The 23,521-nt window shown below is 71.4% G+C and carries 18 protein-coding genes; 3 read left to right on the top strand and 15 right to left on the bottom strand.

Annotation, left to right across the window (positions count from 1 at the left end; all coding sequences use genetic code 11):
- Positions 1-94: 94 nt before the first annotated feature.
- From ABZV77_RS18475 to rimP, 8 genes are all read right to left on the bottom strand, one after another.
- Positions 95-3,658 carry a trypsin-like peptidase domain-containing protein gene (locus tag ABZV77_RS18475; RefSeq protein ID WP_356257482.1) on the bottom strand — a complete coding sequence of 1,188 codons (3,564 nt, stop codon included), beginning with the start codon at positions 3,656-3,658 and terminating at the stop codon, positions 95-97.
- Between the two features lie 226 nt (positions 3,659-3,884).
- Complete coding sequence (gene truB, locus ABZV77_RS18470) at positions 3,885-4,793, bottom strand: tRNA pseudouridine(55) synthase TruB (protein WP_356257479.1); 909 nt, start codon at positions 4,791-4,793, stop codon at positions 3,885-3,887.
- On the bottom strand, positions 4,790-5,251 hold the full coding sequence (gene rbfA / locus ABZV77_RS18465; protein WP_356257476.1) for a 30S ribosome-binding factor RbfA: 462 nt from the start codon (positions 5,249-5,251) through the stop codon (positions 4,790-4,792). Before rbfA ends, truB begins: the two co-directional genes overlap by 4 nt.
- Before the next feature lie 50 nt (positions 5,252-5,301).
- Positions 5,302-5,595 (bottom strand): DUF503 domain-containing protein, encoded by a 294-nt coding sequence (locus tag ABZV77_RS18460; RefSeq protein ID WP_356257473.1) that lies wholly within the window; start codon positions 5,593-5,595, stop codon positions 5,302-5,304.
- 156 nt (positions 5,596-5,751) lie between these two features.
- Entirely contained in the window at positions 5,752-8,811 is a 3,060-nt protein-coding gene (gene infB / locus ABZV77_RS18455; RefSeq protein WP_356257470.1) for a translation initiation factor IF-2, read from the bottom strand.
- A 158-nt stretch (positions 8,812-8,969) separates the two neighbouring features.
- Entirely contained in the window at positions 8,970-9,248 is a 279-nt protein-coding gene (locus ABZV77_RS18450) for a YlxR family protein (RefSeq protein WP_356257468.1), read from the bottom strand.
- 134 nt (positions 9,249-9,382) lie between these two features.
- Positions 9,383-10,381 (bottom strand): transcription termination factor NusA, encoded by a 999-nt coding sequence (nusA, locus tag ABZV77_RS18445; protein ID WP_356257465.1) that lies wholly within the window; start codon positions 10,379-10,381, stop codon positions 9,383-9,385.
- 2 nt (positions 10,382-10,383) lie between these two features.
- Entirely contained in the window at positions 10,384-10,881 is a 498-nt protein-coding gene (rimP, locus tag ABZV77_RS18440) for a ribosome maturation factor RimP (protein WP_356257462.1), read from the bottom strand.
- 267 nt (positions 10,882-11,148) lie between these two features.
- Between rimP and ABZV77_RS18435 the strand changes: the two genes are divergently transcribed.
- Genes ABZV77_RS18435 through ABZV77_RS18425 form a run of 3 tightly spaced genes read left to right on the top strand, consistent with a single transcriptional unit; the run spans position 11,149 to position 13,139 of the window.
- Positions 11,149-11,709, top strand: a complete 561-nt coding sequence (locus ABZV77_RS18435) for a hypothetical protein (protein ID WP_356257459.1) — start codon at positions 11,149-11,151, stop codon at positions 11,707-11,709.
- A complete protein-coding gene (locus ABZV77_RS18430; RefSeq protein WP_356257456.1) occupies positions 11,706-12,212 on the top strand; it encodes a ferritin-like domain-containing protein in 507 nt (168 codons plus the stop codon). The genes ABZV77_RS18435 and ABZV77_RS18430 overlap by 4 nt, the downstream gene beginning before the upstream one ends.
- 27 nt (positions 12,213-12,239) lie before the next feature.
- Complete coding sequence (locus tag ABZV77_RS18425) at positions 12,240-13,139, top strand: aminoglycoside phosphotransferase family protein (protein WP_356257453.1); 900 nt, start codon at positions 12,240-12,242, stop codon at positions 13,137-13,139.
- 69 nt (positions 13,140-13,208) lie between these two features.
- Here the strand turns inward: ABZV77_RS18425 and ABZV77_RS18420 are convergent, their stop codons facing one another.
- The 7 genes from ABZV77_RS18420 to secA all read right to left on the bottom strand — a co-directional run bounded on the left by ABZV77_RS18420 (position 13,209) and on the right by secA (position 23,348).
- The gene (locus ABZV77_RS18420) at positions 13,209-14,903 is read right to left on the bottom strand and encodes a proline--tRNA ligase (RefSeq protein ID WP_356257450.1); all 1,695 of its coding nucleotides are present in this window, start codon (positions 14,901-14,903) and stop codon (positions 13,209-13,211) included.
- A gap of 76 nt (positions 14,904-14,979) precedes the next feature.
- A complete protein-coding gene (locus ABZV77_RS18415) occupies positions 14,980-15,522 on the bottom strand; it encodes a GNAT family N-acetyltransferase (RefSeq protein ID WP_356257447.1) in 543 nt (180 codons plus the stop codon).
- Between the two features lie 29 nt (positions 15,523-15,551).
- Positions 15,552-16,400: a GNAT family N-acetyltransferase gene (locus ABZV77_RS18410; protein WP_356257444.1), complete on the bottom strand. Its 849-nt coding sequence runs from the start codon at positions 16,398-16,400 to the stop codon at positions 15,552-15,554.
- Positions 16,401-16,719: 319 nt separating this feature from the next.
- A complete protein-coding gene (ispG, locus tag ABZV77_RS18405; RefSeq protein WP_356257441.1) occupies positions 16,720-17,877 on the bottom strand; it encodes a flavodoxin-dependent (E)-4-hydroxy-3-methylbut-2-enyl-diphosphate synthase in 1,158 nt (385 codons plus the stop codon).
- 203 nt (positions 17,878-18,080) lie between these two features.
- Positions 18,081-19,382 carry a site-2 protease family protein gene (locus ABZV77_RS18400; RefSeq protein ID WP_356257439.1) on the bottom strand — a complete coding sequence of 434 codons (1,302 nt, stop codon included), beginning with the start codon at positions 19,380-19,382 and terminating at the stop codon, positions 18,081-18,083.
- Positions 19,379-20,656 carry a 1-deoxy-D-xylulose-5-phosphate reductoisomerase gene (gene dxr / locus ABZV77_RS18395; protein ID WP_356257436.1) on the bottom strand — a complete coding sequence of 426 codons (1,278 nt, stop codon included), beginning with the start codon at positions 20,654-20,656 and terminating at the stop codon, positions 19,379-19,381. The genes ABZV77_RS18400 and dxr overlap by 4 nt, the downstream gene beginning before the upstream one ends.
- Before the next feature lie 55 nt (positions 20,657-20,711).
- Positions 20,712-23,348: a preprotein translocase subunit SecA gene (secA, locus tag ABZV77_RS18390; RefSeq protein WP_356257667.1), complete on the bottom strand. Its 2,637-nt coding sequence runs from the start codon at positions 23,346-23,348 to the stop codon at positions 20,712-20,714.
- Positions 23,349-23,521: the final 173 nt, after the last annotated feature.

The following is a 23,521-nucleotide window of genomic DNA, read 5'->3' as shown; positions in this document are numbered from 1 at the left end:
CATCTGTACGTTCCCATTGCCGATTGCGCAGGACTAAGACTGCCATGCCGACACCTCGCGGCTCGCACCGGAGGGAGTGGCGGGGGTCACTCTCCTAGGCCGGGACGCGGACACCGCCCGCGAGGTTCTCGATCACCCGGCGGGCGCTCGGGCCGACCAGAGCGGCCCAGTCCTGCGGGGCGGCGTCCATCCAGCCGGTGACGAGCGCGGCGAAGCCCGCACGGCCACGGGCCAGTTCGACCAGGCGCCGGTCGAAGCAGTTCGCGCCCTCCGGGGTGCGGACGAGCAGCAGTCCGGTGCGGTGGACGCGCTCGCGGGAGCGGTCCTCGCCGCACTCCGCCACGCCGAGCGCCACCGCCCGCAGGACGCTCTCCAGGACGGCGGAGTCCCGCTCCTGGCTGAGCAGTACGTCGAGGAGCTCGCCGCGCAGGGTGCGGGAAGCGGTGGTGCCGGGCGCGGCGAGCACGGGGGCGAGGGCCGTGCGTACCTGTACGTGCCTGCTGTGCAGGAGTCCGGCCACCAGCGGGAAGAGGACGGGGCGCACGTCGGGGCCGTGTTCGAGGCGGCGGTCGATGTACGCGACGGCGGGGGCGGCCGCTTCGGGGCGGGCCTCCACGAGGTCGTGGACGAGGGTGGCGACGCGGCGCGCGAGGGCGGGCGTGGTCACGTCGGCGAGGCAGCACAGGATGGCGTCGGCGGCCTGGTCCGGCGCGTGCAGCCGGGTGCGGAAGGCGTCGAGGACGGGGTCGGGGTGGGTGGTCAGGGCGGCGGCGAGGGCGCTCGCGGGCAGCTGGGGGTCTCCGGCGGTGAAGCGCTGCAGGGCGTGCGGCAGATGCCGGGCGCGGGTCTGCGGGTCGCGGACGAGGAGGGCGAGCGCGGCGCCGTGCAGGGTGTCGTCGGCGGGGCGGGCGAGGAGTGTGCGGGCCGCGCACCGCAGGAGCTCGCGGGCGGCGCCGGTGGTGACGTGCGGGGCGGCCCGCAGGCCGTAGGCGGCGGCCGCGACGCGTCGGGCCGGGCGCTCGTCACGGGCCCAGCGGTCCACCGCACGGCACACGGCAGCGGGCTCCTCCTCGGCGAGCGCGGCGAGCAGCTCGTCGGCGCGGGCGTGTCCGCAGTCGACCAGGGCCTCGGTGAGGTTGTCGATGGCGCGGTGCCGGTGGGTGTGGAGCAGCGCCTGCGCGGCGGAGGCGACGGTGGCGTCGGGGGCCGCGTCCAGCGGCCGCTCGTCGGTGAACCACCGCGCGAGATGCGGCTGTACGACCGCGGGGTCGGCGCGGAGGAGTTCGGCGACGGCGTCCAGGCGGCGGTCCGGGGCCCCCGGTGGTGCGTCGTGCACGACGAGCCGCCGCAGCAGCGCGAACCGGTCGGCCTCGCCCAGCGGCAGGCGCAGCCAGAAGGCGGTCCCGAACTCGCCCCGCTCGGCGAGCGGTTCGAGCACCGCGAGGTAGGGCGTCGCGTCGGGCACCCGCAGCAGCACCTCCCCGAGCAGGTGGGCGGCCCACCACGCGGCATCTCCGCACTCGCCCGCCCCGTCCGCCCCATCGGCGCCGCCGCCCTCTCCCCCGCGGCCGAGCTCCACCAGCGCGTCCGTGAGCTCGACCAGCCGCGACGCCAGTTCCGCCGCGCCCCGCTGCCTGCCCAGCAACAGCAGTGCCTGGATCACCGGGCCGATGCGGTGCCGGGGCACCGGCAGCGGGCGGGCGGGAGCGGGGGCCTTCCGGTGTCGCCGCTGGGCCGGGACCGCCGGGTCCCGGCCCGTGCCCCGGTGCCGGTGGACCAGTGCCGTCAGGGCGCCGTCCACGTCCAGGTGCGTCCCCTGGATCCAGTCGGCCACTTCCTCGTGCGCGAAGCGGTATCCCGCCCCCGCGGGCACGAGCAGCCCTTCCGTGAGCACCGCCGACGCCCATCCCGTACAGCCGAGCCCCTTTGCGCCGCCCTTGCCCGGCAGCGCTCCCCACGGGAAGACCGCTTCGAAGGAGGCCCTGTCCAGCTCCCCCTGGCCGGGCCCGAGGCAGCGCCGCGCCGCTTCGTGGACCTGCCCCGACACCGCCGCGGCGAGGCGGCGCACGGCGCTCCCGCGCAGTCCGTTCGCCGCCGCGAGCCGCACCGCGATCCGCAGGCACAGCAGGTCCAGATAGGCGCCGAAGATCTCCTCGCGGCCCGGGGTGCCCGGCGGCGGGTCGTCCGGCAGGGCGCCCCGCACCTCGGAGAGCAGCCGCATAGCCAGCGGGTGCCGCTCGTCCGCGGCGGCCAGCGCGCCGTCCGGGATGCCGTACCTCGCGCGGGCCCTGCGCGCCTGCGGCTCCGGCAGATCCCCGATGCGTACGCAGCCGGGGAGCTCGGCGCCGTCGGCCGCCGTGTGCAGCGACGCCTCATCGAAGTGGGCTCCGGCCTGCTCCCAGTACTCCGCGCGGCAGGCGACGACGAGCCGCGCGCCCGTGTCCCGCAGCCACCGGGCCGTGCCGCCGCTCCACTGTGCGAGGCGGTGGGAGAGCACGGTCGGCATCTCCTCGGGCCCGTCGAGCAGGAGGAGCAGCGGCCGCCCCGCGTCCCGCACGAGCCGGGCCACCCGGCCTGCGGAGAGGTCGCCGAGGCCCCGGTCCCCCGACTGGTCCACCGGCTCCCCTTCGGAGGCCGTGAGGATGCGTCCTGCGCGGTCGAGCGCCCGTTCCACCGCGTCGGCCACGGATGCGTCCGTGCCCCGCAGGTCGGCGCCGCGCAGCCAGAGGGTGGGGGCGGGCTCGGCGCCCCTGGCCCGTCGTGCGGCGAGCGCGGCCAGTTCCGTGGTGCGTCCGGTGCCGGGGTCGCCGACGAGTCCGAGCACCTGCGCGGTGCCGGTCGCGAAGGCTGCGAACTCCCTTGCCGTATCGGGCCGTTCGACCGGTTCGTGGGGCGGTGCGAGCGGGCCGTCGGAGCCCGCCGAGGTGGCGGTGAGGTGGAGCGCGCCCGCGAGGTTGAGGTCATCGCCGTACGCGGGCACGGTCGCCGCGTTGCGCGCGACGAGCTCGGCGAGGGGCCCGCCCGGGTCGGCGGCGGCCGCGTCCCGCAGCGACACCGCGAAGCCCGCCGGGCGGTGCGCGCAGACGTCCTGGTCCGGCGCGGCGGGCTCGGGGCTCTGGGGCAGCAGGGCGGTGCCGAGGACGGCCAGGACGGCGCCGGTCGAGGCATCCACGACAGGACCGCCCGCGGCACCGCCGCCGAGCCGCAGCGCGTCGGCGCCGTCCGTGCCGATGGCGAGCTCCAGGGCGGCGCCGACCAGATGGAAGCGGTCCGTGGCCGTGTAGGTGACCGCCGAGGTGCCGAGGACCCGTGCCTCGCGCCAGCCGCGGGCGGCGATCCGCACATAGGTGCCGGTCGCCACGGAGCCCCGCGCGGAGACGGGGAGGGGCCGCAGCCCGAGGCCTTCGGTGCGGACGAGTGCGAGATCGGTGCCCGGCAGCGGCACCACGGCCTCGGCCGGCACCACGCAGGTGCGTTCGCCCGGCGCGTGCAGGACGATCCTGGCGAGCCCGTCGACCGCCTCATGGCTGGTGATGACCGTGCCGTGATCGTCGGCGGCGAACCCCGTGCCCCGCGGCCGCCCGGCGAGATCGCAGACCCGCACCAGGGACAGCTCAGGCGCCGGAACCGAGAAGCCGTCCCGGCCGCGTCCCGCCATGCTCGAACCTCCCCGCCGTGCCCCGTTACTCCGACCGTAGGTCGACGGTGATCAGCAGGACAGGAGGCAACACGAACGCGCCCCCTTCCGACCCCTCGGTTCACTCCGAGCGCCTGCCCGAAGGGGTGAATGAGCGCGTGTCGGTGGATAGACCTCTAGAGGGGGGAATCGTGAAGCGGCGGACCTCGGTCCGCCGCTTCACTACATGCCGCCCGAAGAGGGCGTGTCAGGCAAAGACGGCCAGGCTCTTGGCCTTGCCCCGCGACTCCTCCGCCAGGACCAGGAAGCGGCCCTCGGCGTCGAAGACGGCGACGGCGCCCACGCCCGCGTACTCATCGGGCATGTCGATCCGGACGCCGTTGAGCAGCAGCCTGCCCCGCTTCTCGTCCACGTCCCAGCGCGGGAAGGCCCGGCCCGCGGCCTCGGCCACGGGCATCACGGTCAGCTCCTCCTGGAGCTGGTCGAGGGTCTTTGCCGCGTCCAGCTTGTAGGGGCCGACGCGGGTGCGGCGCAGCGCGGTCAGATGACCGCCGACGCCCAGGTCGGCGCCGAGGTCGCGGGCGATGGCCCTGATGTACGTCCCCGAGGAGCAGACGACCGAGACGACCAGGTCGAGCACGGGCGTGCCGTCCTCGGCGACGGCGTCACGGACGTCGTACACCGTGAAGGCGGAGATCTTCACGGGCCTGGCCGGGATCTCGAAGTCCTCGCCCTTGCGGGCGCGGGCGTACGACCGCTTGCCGTCGATCTTGATGGCGCTGACCTTCGACGGCACCTGCATGATGTCGCCGGACAGCTTGGCGATGCCCGCGTCTATGGCCGCACGGGTGACCTTCGAGGCGTCGGCCGACGAGGTGATCTCGCCCTCGGCGTCGTCGGTCAGCGTGTTCTGCCCGAGGCGGATGGTGCCCAGGTACTCCTTCTCGGTCAGCGCGAGGTGACCGAGGAGCTTGGTGGCGCGTTCGACACCGAGCACGAGGACGCCCGTCGCCATGGGGTCCAGGGTGCCCGCGTGCCCGACGCGGCGGGTCTTGGCGATCCCGCGCATCTTGGCCACCACGTCGTGCGAAGTGAAGCCGGACGGCTTGTCGACGATGACAAGGCCGTCCGGCGTTGTGGTGCTGCTCTGGCTCATGCGCGGGCGTCGCCGTCCGTCTCGTCTGCTTCTTCGTCCTCGGGCTTGCGGTACGGGTCGGCGTCACCGGCGAAATCGGCGCCTGCCGAGACCTCCCGCACCTTGGCGTCGGACAGCCGTGCCTTGTCGAGCAGGTCCTCGATGGCCCGCGCGTTGTCAGGCAGGGCGTCCGCGACGAAGGCCAGGGTCGGCGTGAACTTCACGCCCGCGGCCTGGCCGACCGCCGACCGGAGCACGCCCTTGGCGCTCTCCAGGCCCGCGGCGGCTGCCGCACGGTCCTCGTCGTCGCCGTAGACCGTGTAGAAGACCGTGGCCTCCCGCAGGTCACCGGTCACCCGGGTGTCCGTGATCGTCACGTGCGTTCCGAGCCGCGGGTCCTTGATCCCGCGCTGCAGCTTCTGAGCAACCACCTCTCGAATGAGGTCCGCCAGCCTTTTCGCCCGCGCGTTGTCGGCCACTGCTCCGTCTCCCTTATCCCCGGGCATTCCCTGGGCTTGTCTTGCTGTGTTCAATCATCGTCGCCGTGCAGCCGCCGTCGCACCGACAGCAGCTCCACTTCGGGCCGGGCGGCGACGAGGCGCTCGCACCGGTCCAGTACGTCATGGAGGTGGCCCGCGTCACCGGACACCACCGCGAGGCCGATCTCGGCCCGCTGGTGCAGGTTCTGACCGCCCACTTCCGCCGCGCTCACCGCGTATTTGCGCTGGAGCTCGGCGACGATCGGACGGACGACGGAGCGTTTCTCCTTCAGCGAATGTACGTCGCCGAGGAGCAGATCGAAGGACAGAGTCCCCACATACATGTGTGTCCGGATGTCCCGCCGGTACGGGTTCGAGGCCCCGCCAACCGCTTGGCAGGGACACAAGAACCGTACACGGAACGGCCGGGGCCGATCGACGGAATTTTCCCCGTCGACCGGCCCCGACACTGAACCGAGCGGATCAGATCAGTGAACTGATCAGCCGCGCGGCTTCTCGCGCATCTCGTACGTGGCAACGACGTCGTCGATCTTGATGTCGTTGAAGTTTCCGAGGTTGATACCGCCCTCGAAGCCTTCGCGGATCTCGGTGACGTCGTCCTTGAAGCGGCGCAGACCCTCGATGTTGAGGTTCTCCGCGATGACCTTGCCATCGCGCAGCAGGCGGGCCTTGGTGTTGCGCTTGACCTCGCCGGAGCGGATGAGCACACCGGCGATGTTGCCGAGCTTGGACGAGCGGAAGACCTCGCGGATCTCCGCGGTGCCGAGCTCGACCTCCTCGTACTCCGGCTTGAGCATGCCCTTGAGGGCCGCCTCGATCTCCTCGATGGCCTGGTAGATCACCGAGTAGTAGCGGACGTCGACGCCCTCGCGCTCCGCCATCTGCGCGGCACGGCCGGCCGCACGGACGTTGAAGCCGATGACGATGGCGTCGGAGCCCATCGCCAGGTCGATGTCGGACTCGGTGACCGCACCCACACCGCGGTGCAGGACGCGGATGTCCACCTCTTCGCCGACGTCGAGCTGGAGCAGCGAGCTCTCCAGGGCCTCGACGGAACCGGACGCATCACCCTTGATGATGATGTTGAGGTCCTGGACCAGACCCGCCTTGAGCACCTGGTCGAGGTCCTCGAGGGACACCCGGCGGGTGCGCTTGGCGAACGCGGCGTTGCGCTCACGGGCGGCACGCTTCTCGGCGATCTGACGGGCCGTACGGTCCTCGTCGACGACCAGGAAGTTGTCGCCCGCGCCCGGCACGTTGGTGAGACCGAGCACGAGGACCGGAGTCGACGGGGTCGCCTCCTCCACGTTCTCGCCCTTGTCGTCGAGCATCGCGCGGACTCGGCCGTACGCGTCACCGGCGACCATCGTGTCGCCGACGCGGAGGGTACCGCGCTGAACGAGGACGGTCGCGACGGCGCCGCGGCCCTTGTCGAGGTGGGCCTCGATCGCGATGCCCTGCGCGTCCTGCTCCGGGTTGGCCCGCAGGTCGAGCGAGGCGTCCGCGGTCAGGACCACGGCCTCGAGCAGCTGCTCGATGTTCTGGCCCTGGCGCGCGGAGATGTCGACGAACATCGTGTCGCCGCCGTACTCCTCGGCCACCAGACCGAACTCGGTGAGCTGACCGCGCACCTTGGTCGGGTCGGCACCCTCGACGTCGATCTTGTTGACCGCGACCACGATCGGCACGTCGGCCGCCTTGGCGTGGTTCAGCGCCTCGATCGTCTGCGGCATCACACCGTCGTTCGCCGCGACCACGAGGATCGCGATGTCGGTGGACTTCGCACCACGGGCACGCATGGCGGTGAACGCCTCGTGACCGGGGGTGTCGATGAAGGTGATGGCGCGCTCTTCACCGTTGACCTCGGTGGCGACCTGGTACGCACCGATGTGCTGCGTAATACCGCCGGCCTCGCCCGCAACGACGTTCGTCTTGCGGATCGCGTCCAGAAGTCGGGTCTTACCGTGGTCGACGTGACCCATGACGGTCACGACCGGCGGACGGGAGACGAGCATTTCCTCGCCGCCCTCGTCCTCGCCGAACTCGATGGAGAACGACTCGAGGAGCTCGCGGTCCTCCTCCTCCGGGCTGACGATCTCGAGGACGAAGTTCATCTCGTCCGCGAGGAGCTTCAGCGTCTCGTCGGAGACGGACTGCGTGGCGGTGACCATCTCGCCGAGGTTCATCATCACGCCGACCAGCGAGGCCGGGTTCGCGTTGATCTTCTCCGCGAAGTCGGTCAGCGAGGCACCGCGCGACAGGCGGACGATCTGTCCGTTGCCGCGAGGCAGCATGACGCCGCCCACCGACGGGGCCTGCATGGCCTCGTACTCCTGGCGCCTCTGCCGCTTCGACTTGCGACCACGACGGGCGGGCCCGCCGGGACGGCCGAACGCACCCTGCGTGCCACCACGGGCACCGGGGCCACCGGGACGTCCACCGAAGCCGGGACGGCCACCGAAGCCGCCGCCGCCACCGGGACGACCGGCACCGCCGCCACCCGGACCGCCGGGACGGCCGGCGAAGCCGCCGCCACCGCCACCGGGACGACCCGCGAAGCCGCCGCCACCGGGACGACCGCCACCGCCGCCGCCCGGGCGACCGCCGCCGCCGGGACCACGACCGCCGCCGGGGCCACCGCCGGGACGCGGACCCGCGGCGGGACGCTGCGGCATCATGCCCGGGTTCGGACGGTTACCGGCGGGACCGCCGCCGGGACGCGGAGCGCCGCCCTGCGGGCGGGGCATGCCGCCCGGGGTCGGACGGGCGCCGCCCTGACCCTGCGGACGGGGAGCGCCACCGGGGCCGCCCTGACCGCCCTGCGGGCGCGGGGCGCCACCGGGGCCACCCTGGCCGCCGGGGCGCGGGGCACCGCCCGGACGGGGCGCCTGCGGGCGCGCCATGCCGGTGGAGCCACCAGAGGTGAAGGGGTTGTTGCCCGGGCGCGGACCCGAGGGACGGGCGCCGCCGGGACGCGGAGCGCCACCCTGGCCGCCGGGGCGCGGAGCACCCTGACGGTCACCGCGGTCACCGCGGTCGCCGCGGTCACCACGGCCCTGACCCTGGCCCTGACCCTGACCGGGGGCCGGACGGCCACCGGGCTTCGGGGCGCCGGGGCCCGGACGGGCGCCGGGGCGCGGGCCGGACGGGGCGGCAGGAGCCGCGGGTGCCGCAGGCGCGGCCGGCGGAGCGGTGAACTCCGGGGCGGCCGGGGCCGGCGAGGCCGGTGCGGGCTTGGGCGCCGGCGGCTTCGGCGCAGCCGGACCCGGACGGGCGGCCTGCGCGGGAGAGGGGGACGCCGGAGCCGCGGGGCTCGCCGGCTTGGGGGCGGCCTGCTTGCGCGGCGCGCCGGGCTTGGCGGCGGACTTGCCGTTGCCACCGCCCTGGTTCAATGCGTCAGTCAGTTTGCGTACTACCGGCGCCTCGATCGTCGAGGACGCCGAACGTACGAATTCACCGAGTTCTTGGAGCTTGGCCATGACGACCTTGCTCTCTACGCCGAACTCCTTGGCGAGCTCGTATACCCGGACCTTAGCCACTTCGCTCCTTTTAGGTCCGGGTTACGCCGGACCGTCGCTACTTCATGGGCGTACTCATCGCGTGCTCATCGAGTGCTCATCGCAATCTCGACCTACTTCCAACTCGCGGGGTACCAGGGCCACACGGGGTTCCGTGCGCCCACGTCTTTCGGTGTTGCCTACTGGGCAACTGTCTTGACCGCCCGGCGCAACGCCTCCGTGTCGAGCGGTCCCTGGGCTCGGAAGGCCCTCGGGAACGCCCGGCGGCGGACCGCCAGGTCTAGACAGACCAGGGCGGGGTGTACATACGCACCCCGGCCGGGCAGCGTACCGCTTGGATCGGGGACGCAGGCGCCCTCTTTCGCCACGATGCGCAGCAGATCGCTCTTGGCCGCTCGCTCCCGGCACCCCACACAGGTGCGCTCAGGGCATGCGCGGGCATGCGTCCGGCCAGACACGCTTAAGTCTACCTCCCCGCACCGACCTCACCCCTTTGGGGCAAGAATCGAACGGCTACTCGCCACATACTGTCGTGATCCAAGCGGTGACCGCCCGGAATTTATTCCCCGGGACGGCTCCGCCGCCGGTCCCGCTACTGGTCGCGCTCGTCGCCGGGCTGCTCGGTGTCGGGCCTGATGTCGATCCGCCAGCCCGTGAGGCGCGCGGCCAGGCGGGCGTTCTGCCCCTCCTTGCCGATCGCAAGCGACAGCTGGTAGTCCGGCACGGTCACGCGGGCCGAGCGGGCGCCGAGGTCGACGACCTCGACCTTGCTGACGCGGGCCGGGGAGAGCGCGTGGGCGACCATCTCGGCCGGGTCGTCGGACCAGTCCACGATGTCGATCTTCTCGCCGTTGAGCTCGCCCATGACGTTGCGCACACGGCTGCCCATGGGGCCGATGCAGGCACCCTTGGCGTTGAGCCCCGAGCGCGTCGAGCGGACCGCGATCTTGGTGCGGTGACCGGCCTCGCGGGCGATGGCCGAGATCTCGACGGAACCGTCGGCGATCTCCGGGACCTCCAGCGCGAAGAGCTTCTTCACCAGGTTCGGGTGGGTGCGCGACAGCGTCACGGACGGGCCGCGGACACCCTTGGCCACCCGGACCACGTAACTGCGCAGGCGCAGCCCGTGGGGGTACTGCTCGCCGGGCACCTGCTCCTGCACCGGCAGGATGGCCTCCAGCTTGCCGATGTCGACCAGCACGTTCTTCGGGTCGCGGCCCTGCTGGACCACACCGGTGACGATGTCGCCCTCGCGCCCCGCGTACTCACCGAGCGTCGCGTCGTCCTCGGCGTCGCGCAGCCGCTGCAGGATGACCTGCTTCGCGGTGGTCGCGGCGATGCGGCCGAAGTCGGACGGGGTGTCGTCGAACTCCTTGGCCTCCTGGCCCTCTTCGAGGTCGGCCGGGTCCTCCGTCGCCCACACCGTCACATGGCCGCTCTCGCGGTCCAGCTTCACGCGAGCGCGGCGGAAGCTGCCGTCGGTGCGGTGGTAGGCGATGAGGAGGGCCGACTCGATCGCCTCGATGAGGAGGTCGAGGGAGATCTCCTTCTCCCGGACCAGACCCCGCAGGGCACTCATGTCGATGTCCACGGCTACGCCTCCTCTTCCTTCTTGTCCTTGCGGTTGAACTCGACCTGCACACGCGCCTTGTCGATCTCGTCGAAGGCGAGACGGCGGGACGTGGCCTTGCGGCCCTTCACGCCGGGCACTTCGAGGTCGAGGCCTTCGTCGTCCACGGTGAGGATGCGGGCGGTCAGCTCGCCGCCCTCGGTCAGCTGGAACTTCACCTGACGGTCCACGGCTCGCACGTAGTGCCGGTGCTCGGTGAGGGCCCGCTCGGCGCCGGGGGATCCGACCTCCAGGTCGTACTCCCCCGCGCCCATGGCGTCCGTCTCGTCGAGCTTCGCGGAGAGCACGCGGCTCACTTCCGCGATCGCGTCCAGGTCCACGCCGTCCTCGGAGTCGATGACGACTCTCAGCACCCGCTTGCGCCCGACGGAGGCCACTTCGATCTCTTCGAGATCCAGGTCCTGCGAGGTGACGAGCGGTTCCAGTAGTTGCCGCAGCCTCTCGCTCTGGGTGGTGCTCATCCGGGTGACTCCTCGGCCGCGTGTGCTGTTGTGGGTGCGTTGCAAGTCTGCGTGTCAGGTCAAAGGGTATCCGGTCCGAAGGGGTGTTGCCGCCCACGAACGGGACGATGCGGCGCTCCGTTCCGAGCCGCTAGCGGGTGCCGGGGCGGTCCGAAGGTACGGTGATCACCGGGCCCGCGCCCATCGATCTCCCCTTCTGTTCCTTTGCGTTCCCTTCCACACCCTTCTCGCTCGCGCCTTTTGGCCTTCCTTCCGAGGACGTCTGCCGTGCCGTCGTATCTCACCGCCCCGCGCTCCCGTCCGGGACCGCGCCGAAGGAGTCTGCTCACCGGGGCCGCCGGTGTCGCGTCGGCGGCGCTGCTCGCGGGCTGCACGGACTCCGCCGACTCCGACGCCGACGAGCGTCCTTCCGCCACCCGGCGGCTGCGCGCCACGGCGGCGAAGGACAGCAGGAAACTCCTCCGGCAGTACGACGCCGTGGCCGCGGCGCACCCCTCGCTCGCCGAGCGCCTCAAGCCGCTGCGGGCCGAGGTGGCGCAGCATGCGGAGGCGTTCGAGGCCGACCCCGGCAACCGCGCCACGGGCTCCGCCGCGCCCTCCCCGTCCCCCTCTGCGTCCGCGGCTGCCCCCACAGCGCCGTCGCCCTCCGTGGCCTCCGAGCCCAAGAAGGCCCTGCGCGAGCTCGCCGATGCCGAGCGCAAGCTGGCCGACCGGCGGGGCGACGCCCTGGTCGACGCCCCGGCCGAGGAGGGCAGGCTGCTCGCCTCCGTGGCCGCGGCGGGCGCGGCCCACGCCTATCTGCTGACGGAGACGGAGGACCACAAGTGAGCGACACGCACACGCAGGGGTCGGGTTCGCGGGAGACCTCAAAGGCCTCGAAGGACGCAGAGCTGAAGGCCCTGCAGTCCGCCCTCGGCGCCGAGCACGCCGCCGTGTACGGCTACGGGGTCGTCGGCGGCCGGATCGGCGACAAGCGCAGGGCCGAGGCCCGCACGGCGTACGACGCGCACCGCGCCCGGCGCGACGAGCTGCAGCGCGCGGTGCGCGACCTCGGCGGCGAGCCGCAGTCCGCGGACGCGGCGTACTCCCTGCCCTTCCCGGTGCCGGACTCCGCGGCGGCCGTCCGGCTCGCCACGGAGCTGGAGGACCGGGTCGCGGGCGTCTACTCCGATCTCGTCCGCGCCACCTCGGGCACCCGGCGCGGCACCGCGGCCCGGGCGTTGCGGGAGGCGGCGGTCCGTGCGGCACGGTGGCGGGGCGGGAGCGTAGCCTTCCCTGGGCTCGCCGAGCGGTCGACACCGTCGTCCGCAGCGGCCACACCCAAGGCGTAACGCGCTCAGGAAGGGAACAACTCGCGCATGGCTTTCGAACCGCCGCGGCGCCTCGTCACAGCACTCGGCGAGACGGCGCAGGACGGCGACGACTGGCTGGAAAAGCTGCCCGAGGCAGTCGAACAGTCCGTCGCTCTACGCGAGTTGACCGTCGATCGGGTGCATGTGCCCGGTGGCCGCAGCAGCCTCGTGCTGCTGGTGCGGCGGGCCGACGACACTCCCGCGGTGCTGAAGCTCGTGCCGCCCCGGTCGCGTCCGGAGAGCGAGCGGGCCGCGCTCGCCCACTGGAACGGCCTCGGCGCCGCACGGCTGCTCGACCCCGAGCTCTCCGACGGGGCGCTGCTCATGGAACGACTGCACCGTGATGTGTCCGTGCGGTCGCTGCCCGAGGCCAAGGCGCTCCTCGAGGCGGCGGGGACGCTGCGCAGGCTGTGGGTGGAGCCGCCCGCCGGGCACCGGTTCGAGACGGTCGCCGAGCGGACGGGGCGGCAGGCCGACGCGATGCGGGCCTCCGCCGCGGCGGACGCGGAGGTCGCGCCGCTGGTCGACGCGGCGCTCGCGGCCCGGGACGAGCTGTTGGCGGCGAGCGTGCAGCCCCGGCTGCTGCACGGCACGTTCCGGCAGAGCAAGGTCCTCGCCGGGGACCGGCTGCCATGGCTCGCGGTCGGGCCCGACCCGGTGGTCGGTGAGCCCGCCTTCGACCTGGCGCGGCTGGTCCGCGACCGGGTGGAGGACCTGATCGCCTCGCCGTCGGGCGCCTCGATCACGCGGCGACGCGTGAAGAAGCTGGCGGAGTCCCTGGAGGTCGAGCAGGAGCGGCTGCGGGGCTGGACGCTGTTCCGGGCGGTCGAGTCGGGCGTCCGGGCGCTGCGGGTGGGGCGGCCGCAGGACGCGGAGCTGCTGCTGGAGTTCGCGGGCTGGCTCTGACGGGTCGCGGGGAACTGCGGACCGCATGTGGCTGGTCGCGCAGTTCCCCGCGCCCCTTCGGGGCGCTGACTAGGCCGTGAGGCGGGCGATCGCCTCGTCGACCGGGAGCTCCTCGCGCTCGCCCGTGCGGCGGTCCTTGAGCTCGACGACGCCGTCGGCGGCGCGGCGGCCCGCGACCAGGATCTTCGGCACGCCCATCAGCTCGGAGTCGGTGAACTTCACGCCCGGGGAGACGCCGGGACGGTCGTCGACCAGGACGCGGACACCGGCGGCGGCCAGCTTGTCGGAGACCTCAAGGGCCAGCTCGGTCTGCAGGGCCTTGCCCGCCGCGACGACGTGGACGTCGGCCGGGGCGATCTCCTCGGGCCAGATCAGGCCCTTGTCGTCGGCGTGCTGCTCGGCGAGGGCGGCGACGGCGCGCGAGACGCCGATGCCGTACGAGCCCATGGTCACGCGGACCGGCTTGCCCTCCTTGCCGAGGACGTCGAGCTGGAAGGCGTCGGCGTACTTGCGGCCGAGCTGGAAGATGTGGCCGATCTCGATGGCGCGGTCCAGCTTGAGGCCGGTGCCGCAGTTCGGGCACGGGTCGCCCTCCTGGACGACCACCACGTCGACGTAGGTGTCGACCTCGAAGTCACGGCCCGCGACGACGTTCTTGGCGTGCACGCCGTCCTTGTTGGCGCCGGTGATCCAGGCGGTGCCGGGGGCGACGCGCGGGTCGGCGACGTACTGGACCTTCTCCAGGCCCTGCGGGCCTACGTAGCCGCGCACGAGGTCGTCGCGGCCCTCGAAGTCCGCGGCCGTGACCAGCTCGACGGCGGCCGGGGCGAAGTGGGCCTCGACCTTGCCCAGGTCGACCTCGCGGTCGCCGGGGACGCCGACGGCGACGATCTCGCCGTCGACCTTCACGAGGAGGTTCTTGAGCGTCGCGGAGGCCTCGACGCCGAGGTGCGCGGCGAGCGTCTCGATGGTCGGGGTGTCCGGGGTGGGGATGTCCTCGGCGGCGGGCACGTCGGCGGCGTCCACCGGCTTCAGGGCGAAGGAGACCGCCTCGGTGTTCGCCGCGTAGTCGCAGCTCGGGCAGTCCGCGAAGGTGTCCTCACCGGCGGCGGCCGGGGCGAGGAACTCCTCGGACTTCGAGCCGCCCATGGCACCGGCGGTGGCGGCGCAGATGCGGTAGTCCAGGCCGAGGCGCTGGAAGATCTTCTGGTACGCGGCGCGGTGCATCGCGTAGGACTGGGCGAGGCCCTCGTCCTCCAGGTCGAAGGAGTACGAGTCCTTCATCAGGAACTCGCGGCCGCGCAGGATGCCCGCGCGGGGGCGGGCCTCGTCGCGGTACTTCGTCTGGATCTGGTAGAGGGTCACCGGCAGGTCCTTGTAGGACGTGCACTGGTCCTTGACCAGGAGGGTGAAGATCTCCTCGTGGGTGGGGCCGAGGAGGTAGTCGCCGCCCTTGCGGTCGTTGAGCCGGAAGAGCTCCGCGCCGTACTCGGTCCAGCGGCCGGTCGCCTCGTACGGCTCACGGGGCAGCAGGGCGGGCAGCGAGACCTCCTGGGCGCCCATGGCGTCCATTTCCTCGCGCACGACGCGCTCGACGTTGGCGAGGACCTTCTTGCCCAGCGGCAGCCAGGACCAGACACCGGCGGCGGTGCGGCGCACGTAGCCCGCGCGGACGAGGAGTTTGTGGCTCAGTACCTCGGCGTCCGCCGGGTCGTCGCGCAAGGTCTTCGCCATCAGTCGGGACATGCGCTGGACCTGGGCCATGGTGAACTCCTGCTGCAAAAGGTTGGTGTGCAGGAGGTTAGCCGGGGGCCGGGGGCGGGCGGAAATCGGTTACGGCTCAGGACCGTTTCGGCAGGGGCAGCGGGGCGCCCATCACTGCGTACGGCTTGGCGGCGCTGGGGAACAGGACGCGGCGGGCCAGGTCCGCGTATCCGAGGGAGCGGTACAGGCCGCGGGCCGGGCTTTCGACGTCGATCGCGGAGAGGATCGAGCGGGGCTCGGGGACGCCTTCGGTGATGGTCGTGATGAGGGCGCGTCCGATGCCGCGGTTCTGGTGGCCCGGGTGCACGTGCAGCTCGGTGATGACGAAGGAGTCGTCCAGCCAGCCGTCCAGGTTCTGGCTGCGCAGGTACGGCTCGACGACCGTCGACCACCAGTGGCCCCGGCTGTTGGGCATGCCGTAGACGAAGCCGACGAGCCGGTCGTCCGGGGTGATCGCGCCGAACGCGCGGGCGCCCGGGTAGGTGAGGTGTCGCAGGACGATCTGCCGCCGGACGGCCACTTCGTCCTCGCTCAGTCCGAAGGCGTGGGCCTGGACCCGCAGTGCGTCGTCCACGCGCGCGGCGAGGTCGAGCGGCGCGATCACGACATCGTCTGTCATGGGGCGACCCTACTTCGCGATGCCCGCGTTCAGAACAGGACGCTCATGAAGGCGCCGACCTCCTGGAAGCCCACCCTTCGGTAGGCCGCCCTGGCCGCGGTGTTGAAGTCGTTGACGTACAGGCTTGCCACGGGAGCGACGTCCGCGAGTGCGTAGCGCAGGACGGCCGCCATGCCGGGGGCGGCGAGGCCGCGGCCGCGGTACTCGGGAGCCACCCAGACGCCCTGGATCTGGCACGCCTGTGGGGTGGCGGCGCCGATCTCCGCCTTGAAGACGACCTTGCCGTCCCGGTCGAGGCGGGCGAAGGAGCGTCCGGAACCGACGAGTTCGGCGACACGGGCCTGGTAGAGGAGGCCGCCGTCGCCCGCCATCGGCGAGACGCCGACCTCCTCGGTGAACATCGCCACGCACGCGGGCATGATCGTCTCCATCTCGTCCTTGCGGACACGACGGACGTACGGGTCGGGGACGATGTCGTCCGGGAGCCGGTCGGTGACCATCAGGGGCTGCTGGGCGCGGACCTCGCGGGCGGGGCCCCAGGAGGGCTCAAGGAGCCGCCACAGCTGGGCGGTGGACTCGACGGGGCCGACGATGGACGAGCAGCGGCGGCCGGACCTGCGGGCACGGTCGGCGAAGCCTCGGACGGCTCGCGGGGTGGCGCAGATGGGGACGAGGTTGGCGCCCGCGTAGCAGAGCGAGGCCAGCATGCCGTCCTCGTACCAGCCCCACATCTCGCCGCCGAGGCGCCAGGGGTCGAGGCCCGCCACCTGGACGCGGGCGGTCACGAAGGCGTTCGCGACCGGCTCGCGGTCGAGCACGGCGAGCGCGGCGTCGAGGTCACTCGGTTCGAGGACCCTGGTGGTGGTCTGAGTCAACACGTGCGGGGGCCTCACCATACGGTCTGCTGATCTCCGCACTGTACCTGGCGGGGGCGCCTTGTGCGGGGGGTGCCTTTTGTCCGTGGGAGTCCTGGCTGTGTGGCGGGTGTTCCCCGGTGGGGGCGGGCGTCTTTTCGCCGCTTCGCGGCGTTGCTCCCACCCGCCCACCCGTTTGCCCCGCGACGTCGGGTCGGAGTAGGGGCGGGTGGGTGGGTGTGGCCCCGGCGTTCGGAGCCAAGGCTCGGGGCTGGGCCCCGTGGGCCGGACATGCGGGTGCCCCGCGGCTCTGTGAGCCGCGGGGCACCCGGAGACGTGTCGGTCAGCCCGCGACCGAGATCGTCGGCTCGCCCGACTCCACGCCGTCCTTCTCCATCTGCTCGGCGATCTTCATCGCCTCGTCGATGAGGGTCTCCACGATCTTGGACTCGGGGACGGTCTTGATGACCTCGCCCTTGACGAAGATCTGGCCCTTGCCGTTGCCGGAGGCGACGCCGAGGTCGGCCTCACGGGCCTCGCCCGGGCCGTTCACGACGCAGCCCATGACGGCGACGCGGAGGGGGACCTCCATGCCTTCGAGGCCCGCGGTGACCTCTTCGGCCAGCTTGTAGACGTCGACCTGGGCGCGGCCGCAGGACGGGCAGGAGACGATCTCCAGGCGGCGCTGGCGGAGGTTGAGGGATTCGAGGATCTGGATGCCGACCTTGATCTCCTCCACGGGCGGCGCGGAGAGGGAGACGCGGATCGTGTCGCCGATGCCCTCGGCGAGCAGGGCGCCGAATGCCACGGCCGACTTGATCGTGCCCTGGAAGGCGGGGCCCGCCTCGGTCACGCCGAGGTGCAGGGGGTAGTCGCTCTGGGCGGCGAGCTGGCGGTAGGCGTTGACCATGACGACCGGGTCGTTGTGCTTGACCGAGATCTTGATGTCCTGGAAGCCGTGCTCCTCGAAGAGGGACGCCTCCCAGAGGGCCGACTCGACGAGGGCCTCGGGGGTCGCCTTGCCGTACTTCTTGAGCAGGCGGGCGTCCAGGGAGCCCGCGTTGACCCCGATGCGGATCGGCGTGCCCGCGTCCTTGGCGGCGCGCGCGATCTCCTTGACCTTGTCGTCGAACTGCTTGATGTTGCCCGGGTTGACCCGGACCGCCGCACAGCCCGCGTCGATCGCCGCGAACACGTACTTCGGCTGGAAGTGGATGTCGGCGATCACCGGGATCTGCGACTTGCGCGCGATCGTGGCGAGCGCGTCCGCGTCGTCCTGCGTGGGGCAGGCGACGCGCACGATCTGACAGCCGGAAGCGGTCAGCTCCGCGATCTGCTGCAGCGTGGCGCCGATGTCGGACGTGCGCGTCGTCGTCATCGACTGGACCGAGACCGGAGCGTCCCCGCCCACGGCCACCGTGCCGACCTGGATCTTGCGGCTGACCCTTCGGTCGGCGAGCTTGGTCGGAACGGACGGGATTCCGAGCGATACGGCAGTCATCTGGCGAGCATCCCCAAGAGTGTGGATCACAGAGTACGGATCACTAAGTGTGCGTCTGGGTCCCGAGATCGGCGGGCTCCGGATTCGAGATTACGGCACCCCGCAGGGCCCGGGCACATCACGCCCGGAAGTCCACCCAATGGTGGGCGGCCCGTCACACAAGGTGCCGGGCCACCGCAAACTTCCCGTAATCAGGAGATTCATCACGAGATTCTGACGGGGTTCACCACGTCCGCGATGAGCACCAGGATCGTGAAGCAGATGAAGATGCCCGCCACCACGTAGGCGACCGGCATCAGCTTCGCGACGTCGAACGGGCCCGGGTCGGGGCGGCGCAGGACCTTCGCCGCGTTGCGGCGCACGGACTCCCACAGGGCGCCCGCGATGTGGCCGCCGTCGAGCGGGAGCAGCGGCAGCATGTTGAAGAGGAACAGCGAGAGGTTGAAGCCCGCGATGAGGAACAGCATCATCGCGATCTGGTTCTCCGGCGGGATGTCCAGGGTGAACACGTCGCCGCCCACCCGGGCCGCGCCGACGACGCCCATCGGGGAGTCCTGCTTGCGCTCGCCGTCACCGAACGCCGCGTTCCACAGATCGGGGATCTTGGACGGCAGGGCGATGATCGACTCGACGCCGTTCTCCATCATGTCGCCCATGCGGTCGACGGAGTCGCCGAAGGACTGCTGCACGATGCCGGTGGCGGGGGTGAAGCCGAGGAAGCCCGCGGAGACGTACTTGCCCTCCACGTAGGCCCCGTCGCCGTCGGTCTTGGTGACCTGGTTCTTGATCAGGGTCGCGTGCAGGTCCAGCCGCTTGCCGTCGCGCTCGACCGTGATCGTGGCCGGGCCGATGGTCTCGCGGATCTTGGACTGGAGCGCGGACCAGTCGTCGACGGACTTCCCCTGGAAGCCGACGATCTTGTCACCGGGCTTCAGGCCGGCCGCCTTGGCGGGCGCGGCCTTGTCGCCCTTCTCGCACTTCGCGCGGTTCTCGCTCTGCTGGATGACGCAGTCGGAGACCTTGCCGACCTGGGTCGTCTGGCTGCTGATGCCGAACGTCATCATCACGCCGAGGAAGATCGCCACGGCCAGGATCAGGTTCATGAACGGCCCGGCGAACATCACGATCACGCGCTTCCAGGGCTTGCGCGTGTAGAAGAGGCGGCTCTCGTCGCCGGGCTGGAGCTCTTCGAAGGCCGCCGAGCGGGCGTCCTCGATCATGCCGCGCCAGGGGGACGTCGACCGTGCCTCGATGCGGCCGTCGGCGCCGGGCGGGAACATGCCGATCATGCGGATGTAGCCGCCGAGCGGGATGGCCTTGACGCCGTACTCGGTGTCGCCCTTCTTCCGTGAGAAGAGGGTCGGTCCGAAGCCCACCATGTACTGCGGCACGCGGATGCCGAACATCTTGGCGGTCGACAGGTGCCCCAGCTCGTGCCAGGCGATCGAGAAGAGCAGCCCGATCACGAAGACGACTATCCCGAGGATCATCATCAGTGTCGTCATGCACGGGCCTCCGCGGTCGTCTTTGCTGCCAGTTCGCGTGCCCGAGCACGCGCCCAGGTCTCCGCTTCGAGGACGTCGGCAACGGTCAGGGAGGTTCCCGACCCACCGGTGACAGCGACGCCGTGCTTCTCGTGGTCCTCCACGGTCCTCGTCACAGTCTCCATGATGCCGTTGAAGGGCAGCGCGCCCTTCAGGAACGCGTCCACGCATTCCTCGTTGGCGGCATTGAACACTGCCGGGGCCGTGCCCGCGAGCTCCCCGACGTGCCGGGCGAGCCCGACCGACGGGAACGCGTCGTTGTCGAGGGGGAAGAACTCCCAGCTCGACGCCTTCGTCCAGTCGAAGGCCGGGGCGGCGTCCGGGATGCGCTCGGGCCAGCCGATGCCGATGCCGATCGGGCCGCCCATGTCGGGCGGGGTGGCCTGGGCGAGGGTCGAGCCGTCGGTGAACTCCACCATGGAGTGGACGTACGACTGCGGGTGGACGACGACCTCGATGCGGTCGAAGGGGATGTCGTAGAGCAGGTGGGCCTCGATGACCTCCAGACCCTTGTTGACCAGCGTCGCGGAGTTGACGGTGATCACCGGGCCCATGGCCCAGGTCGGGTGCGCAAGGGCGTCCTCGGGGGTGACGTGCGCGAGATCGGCCTTCGTACGTCCCCGGAAGGGGCCGCCTGAGGCGGTGACGACCAGCTTGCGTACGTCCGCGCGGGTGCCTGCGGCCAGCGCCTGGAAGAGCGCCGCGTGCTCGGAGTCGACCGGGATGATCTGGCCGGGCTTGGCGATCGCCTTGACCAGGGGGCCGCCGACGATGAGGGATTCCTTGTTGGCCAGCGCGAGGGTGCGGCCCGCTTCGAGCGCGGCGAGCGTCGGGGCGAGGCCGATGGAGCCGGTGATCCCGTTGAGGACCGTGTGGCAGTCGGACGCGGCGAGCTGGGCCGCGGCGTCGGGTCCCGCCAGGATCTCGGGGAGCGGTTCCCCCGCGGCGTACTGCCCCTGGAGGGCCTCGCGCAGCGCCGGTACGGCCTTCTCGTCGGCGACCGCGACCGTCCCGACCCGCAGCTGACGCGCCTGCTCGGCGAGGAGGCCGACGCGGCCGCCCGCGGCGGAGAGCGCCGTGACGCGGAAGCGGTCGGGGTTGCGCTGGACGAGGTCGATGGCCTGGGTGCCGATCGAACCCGTGGAGCCGAGGATCACGATGTCCCGCGGTCCGTTCCCCGTCACGGGGTCGAAGACGAGGTGCGGGTCGGCGAGGGGGGATGGGCTGTCGCTCATCCCCCTATTGTGGCCGCATCCTGCGTCCGGCCCGACAGGGCGTGCCCGATCGGGGTCACTGCTTCTTGTCGCGGGGGTCGAAGTCGCCCTCCAGGACGCCCTCCGCGGTGTCCATCGTCGGCGCGCTGAAGCGGAGTTGGCCGCTGGGCTGGCGGGCCTCCAGGCTCTCGGCGCGGACGTCCAGGTTGAAGAGGTAGCCGACGGACTCCTCCTTGATGGCGTCCATCATCGCGGTGAACAGGTCGAAGCCCTCGCGCTGGAACTCGAACAGGGGGTCCCTGCCCAGGTAGGACCGCATCCAGATGCCCTCCTGGAGGTAGTCCATCTCGTACAGGTGCTCGCGCCACTTCCGGTCCAGGACGGAGAGCACCACGCGGCGCTCCAGTTCGCGCATGACGTCAGCGCCGAGTGCGCGCTCGCGTTCCTCGTAGCGGGCGCTCATGTCGTCGGTCAGGGCCTCGATGATCAGTTCGGCGGTGACGTCGGAGCGGGTGCCCGCCTCCCGGTCTAGGTCCTCGGTGGTGACGCGTGCGGGGTAGAGCAGGCGGCAGGCGGTCCAGAGCCGTTCCAGGTCCCACTCCTCGGCGAAGCCGTCGGCGGTCTCCGCTGCCACGTACGCGTCGAGGGTGTCGGCCATGAAGTGGTGGATCTGCTCGCGGAGGTCCTCGCCCTCCAGGACGCGGCGGCGCTCCTGGTAGATGAGGCCGCGCTGGCGGTTGAGGACCTCGTCGTACTTGAGGACGTTCTTGCGGGTCTCGAAGTGCTGCTGCTCGACCTGGGACTGTGCGGAGGCGATGGCGCGGGTCACCATCTTGTTCTCGATGGGCACGTCGTCCGGGACGTTCGCCATGAGCATGACGCGTTCGACCAGTTCGGCGCGGAACAGCCGCATCAGGTCGTCGCCCAGCGAGAGGTAGAAGCGGGACTGGCCGGGGTCGCCCTGGCGGCCCGAGCGGCCGCGCAGCTGGTTGTCGATGCGGCGCGACTCGTGGCGCTCGGTGCCGAGGACGTAGAGGCCGCCGAGGCCGGTGATCTCGTCGTGCTCGGCGGCGGCCGCGGCCCCGATGCGCTCCAGGGCCTCGCGGTACCGGTCCGGGTCGTCCTCCGGGGCCCGTCCTTCCGTTCTGAGCTCGGCCTCCGCCATGGCCTCGGGGTTGCCGCCGAGCATGATGTCGGTGCCGCGGCCCGCCATGTTCGTGGCGACGGTGACGGCGCCCCTGCGGCCCGCCTGCGCGACGATCTGCGCCTCGCTCAGGTGGTTCTTGGCGTTGAGCACCTCGTGCCGGATGCCGCGCTCGGTGAGCAGGGCGGAGAGGTGCTCGGACTTCGCCACGGACACCGTGCCGACGAGGATCGGCTGGCCCGTGCGGTGCCTTTCGATGATGTCGGCGACGACCGCGTCGAATTTCACGGACTCGTCGCGGTAGATGACGTCGGGCCTGTCGGCGCGGACCATCGGCTTGTTGGTGGGGATGGGCACGACGTGGAGTTTGTAGATCTGGTGGAACTCGGCGGCCTCTGTCATGGCCGTGCCGGTCATTCCGGAGAGTTTTCCGTAGAGGCGGAAGAAATTCTGCAGGGTGATCGTGGCGAGCGTCTGGTTCTCGTCCTTGATCTCCACGCCCTCCTTGGCCTCGATGGCCTGGTGGACGCCTTCGTTGTAGCGGCGTCCGGCGAGGATGCGCCCGGTGTGCTCGTCGACGATCAGGACTTCTCCGTCGGTGACGACGTAGTCCTTGTCCTTCTTGAAGTGCTCCTTCGCCTTGAGCGCATTGTGCAGCTGGCCTATGAGGGAGGTGTTGGCGGAGTCGTAGAAGTTGTCGATGCCCAGCTGGTCCTCCAGGAATTCCACGCCGTTGTCCAGTACGGCCACGGTGCGCTTCTTCGGGTCGTACTCGTAGTCGTAAGCGGCGCGCAGTTCCGCCAGTTCGACCTTGCGCTGCGGTGCCGTGAACTTCTCCTCCTGGATCGCGATGCCCCGCATTCCGCGGACGGCGTCGGCGAAGAATCCGTACCAGTGCGTGGGCTGGTCGGCCGGGCCCGAGATGATCAGGGGGGTGCGGGCCTCGTCGATGAGGATGGAGTCCGCCTCGTCGACGATCGCGTAGTGGTGCCCGCGCTGCACCAGCTCCCCCTTCGACCAGGCCATGTTGTCGCGCAGGTAGTCGAAGCCGAATTCGTTGTTCGTGCCGTACGTGATGTCGCAGGCGTAGGCGGCACGGCGGTCGTCCGGGCTCATATCGGCCTTGATGACGCCGACGGTCAGCCCGAGGAATCCGTAGACGCGGCCCATCCACCGGGCGTCGCGCTCGGCCAGATAGTCGTTGACCGTGACGAGGTGGACTCCGTCGCCCGCCAGGGCGTTCAGATACGCGGGCAGCGTGGCCGCGAGGGTTTTTCCCTCCCCCGTCTGCATTTCGGCGATGTTGCCGAGGTGGAGTGCCGCGCCGCCCATCACCTGGACATCGAAGTGGCGCATGCCGAGGATGCGCCGGGCCGTCTCGCGGACGGTCGCGAAGGCCTCGGGGAGGAGATCGTCGAGGCTCTCTCCGTCGGCGTAACGCTCTTTGTACTCGTCGGTGAGGGCGCGGAGTTCGGCGTCCGAAAGCCGCTCGATCTCGCCCTCTATGGAGTTGACCTGAGCCCTGACGCGTTCGAGCCGACGCAGCATTCTGCCTTCGCCCGCTCGCATGATCTTGCCGGTGAGGTGTTCCAGTTTGAGGACGGACACGGTGATCCCCTCCCTGCCTCGCCGGCCGGTCCGCTCATTGTGGGCGGGGCCACATCGCGGCAGCAAGCAGACCGGTTACGGGCGGGGCGGAATGCGGAGCGCGCGAAAAGAACGGGTGAAAGGGGCGGTGTCAC

Origin of the sequence: Streptomyces sp. NPDC004732, assembly GCF_040609235.1 — a bacterium.
In the GTDB taxonomy this organism is placed as follows: Bacteria; Actinomycetota; Actinomycetes; order Streptomycetales; family Streptomycetaceae; genus Streptomyces.
The sequence above is the reverse complement of the archived record's forward strand: the minus strand, read 5'-3'. Positions and strand labels throughout refer to the sequence as shown.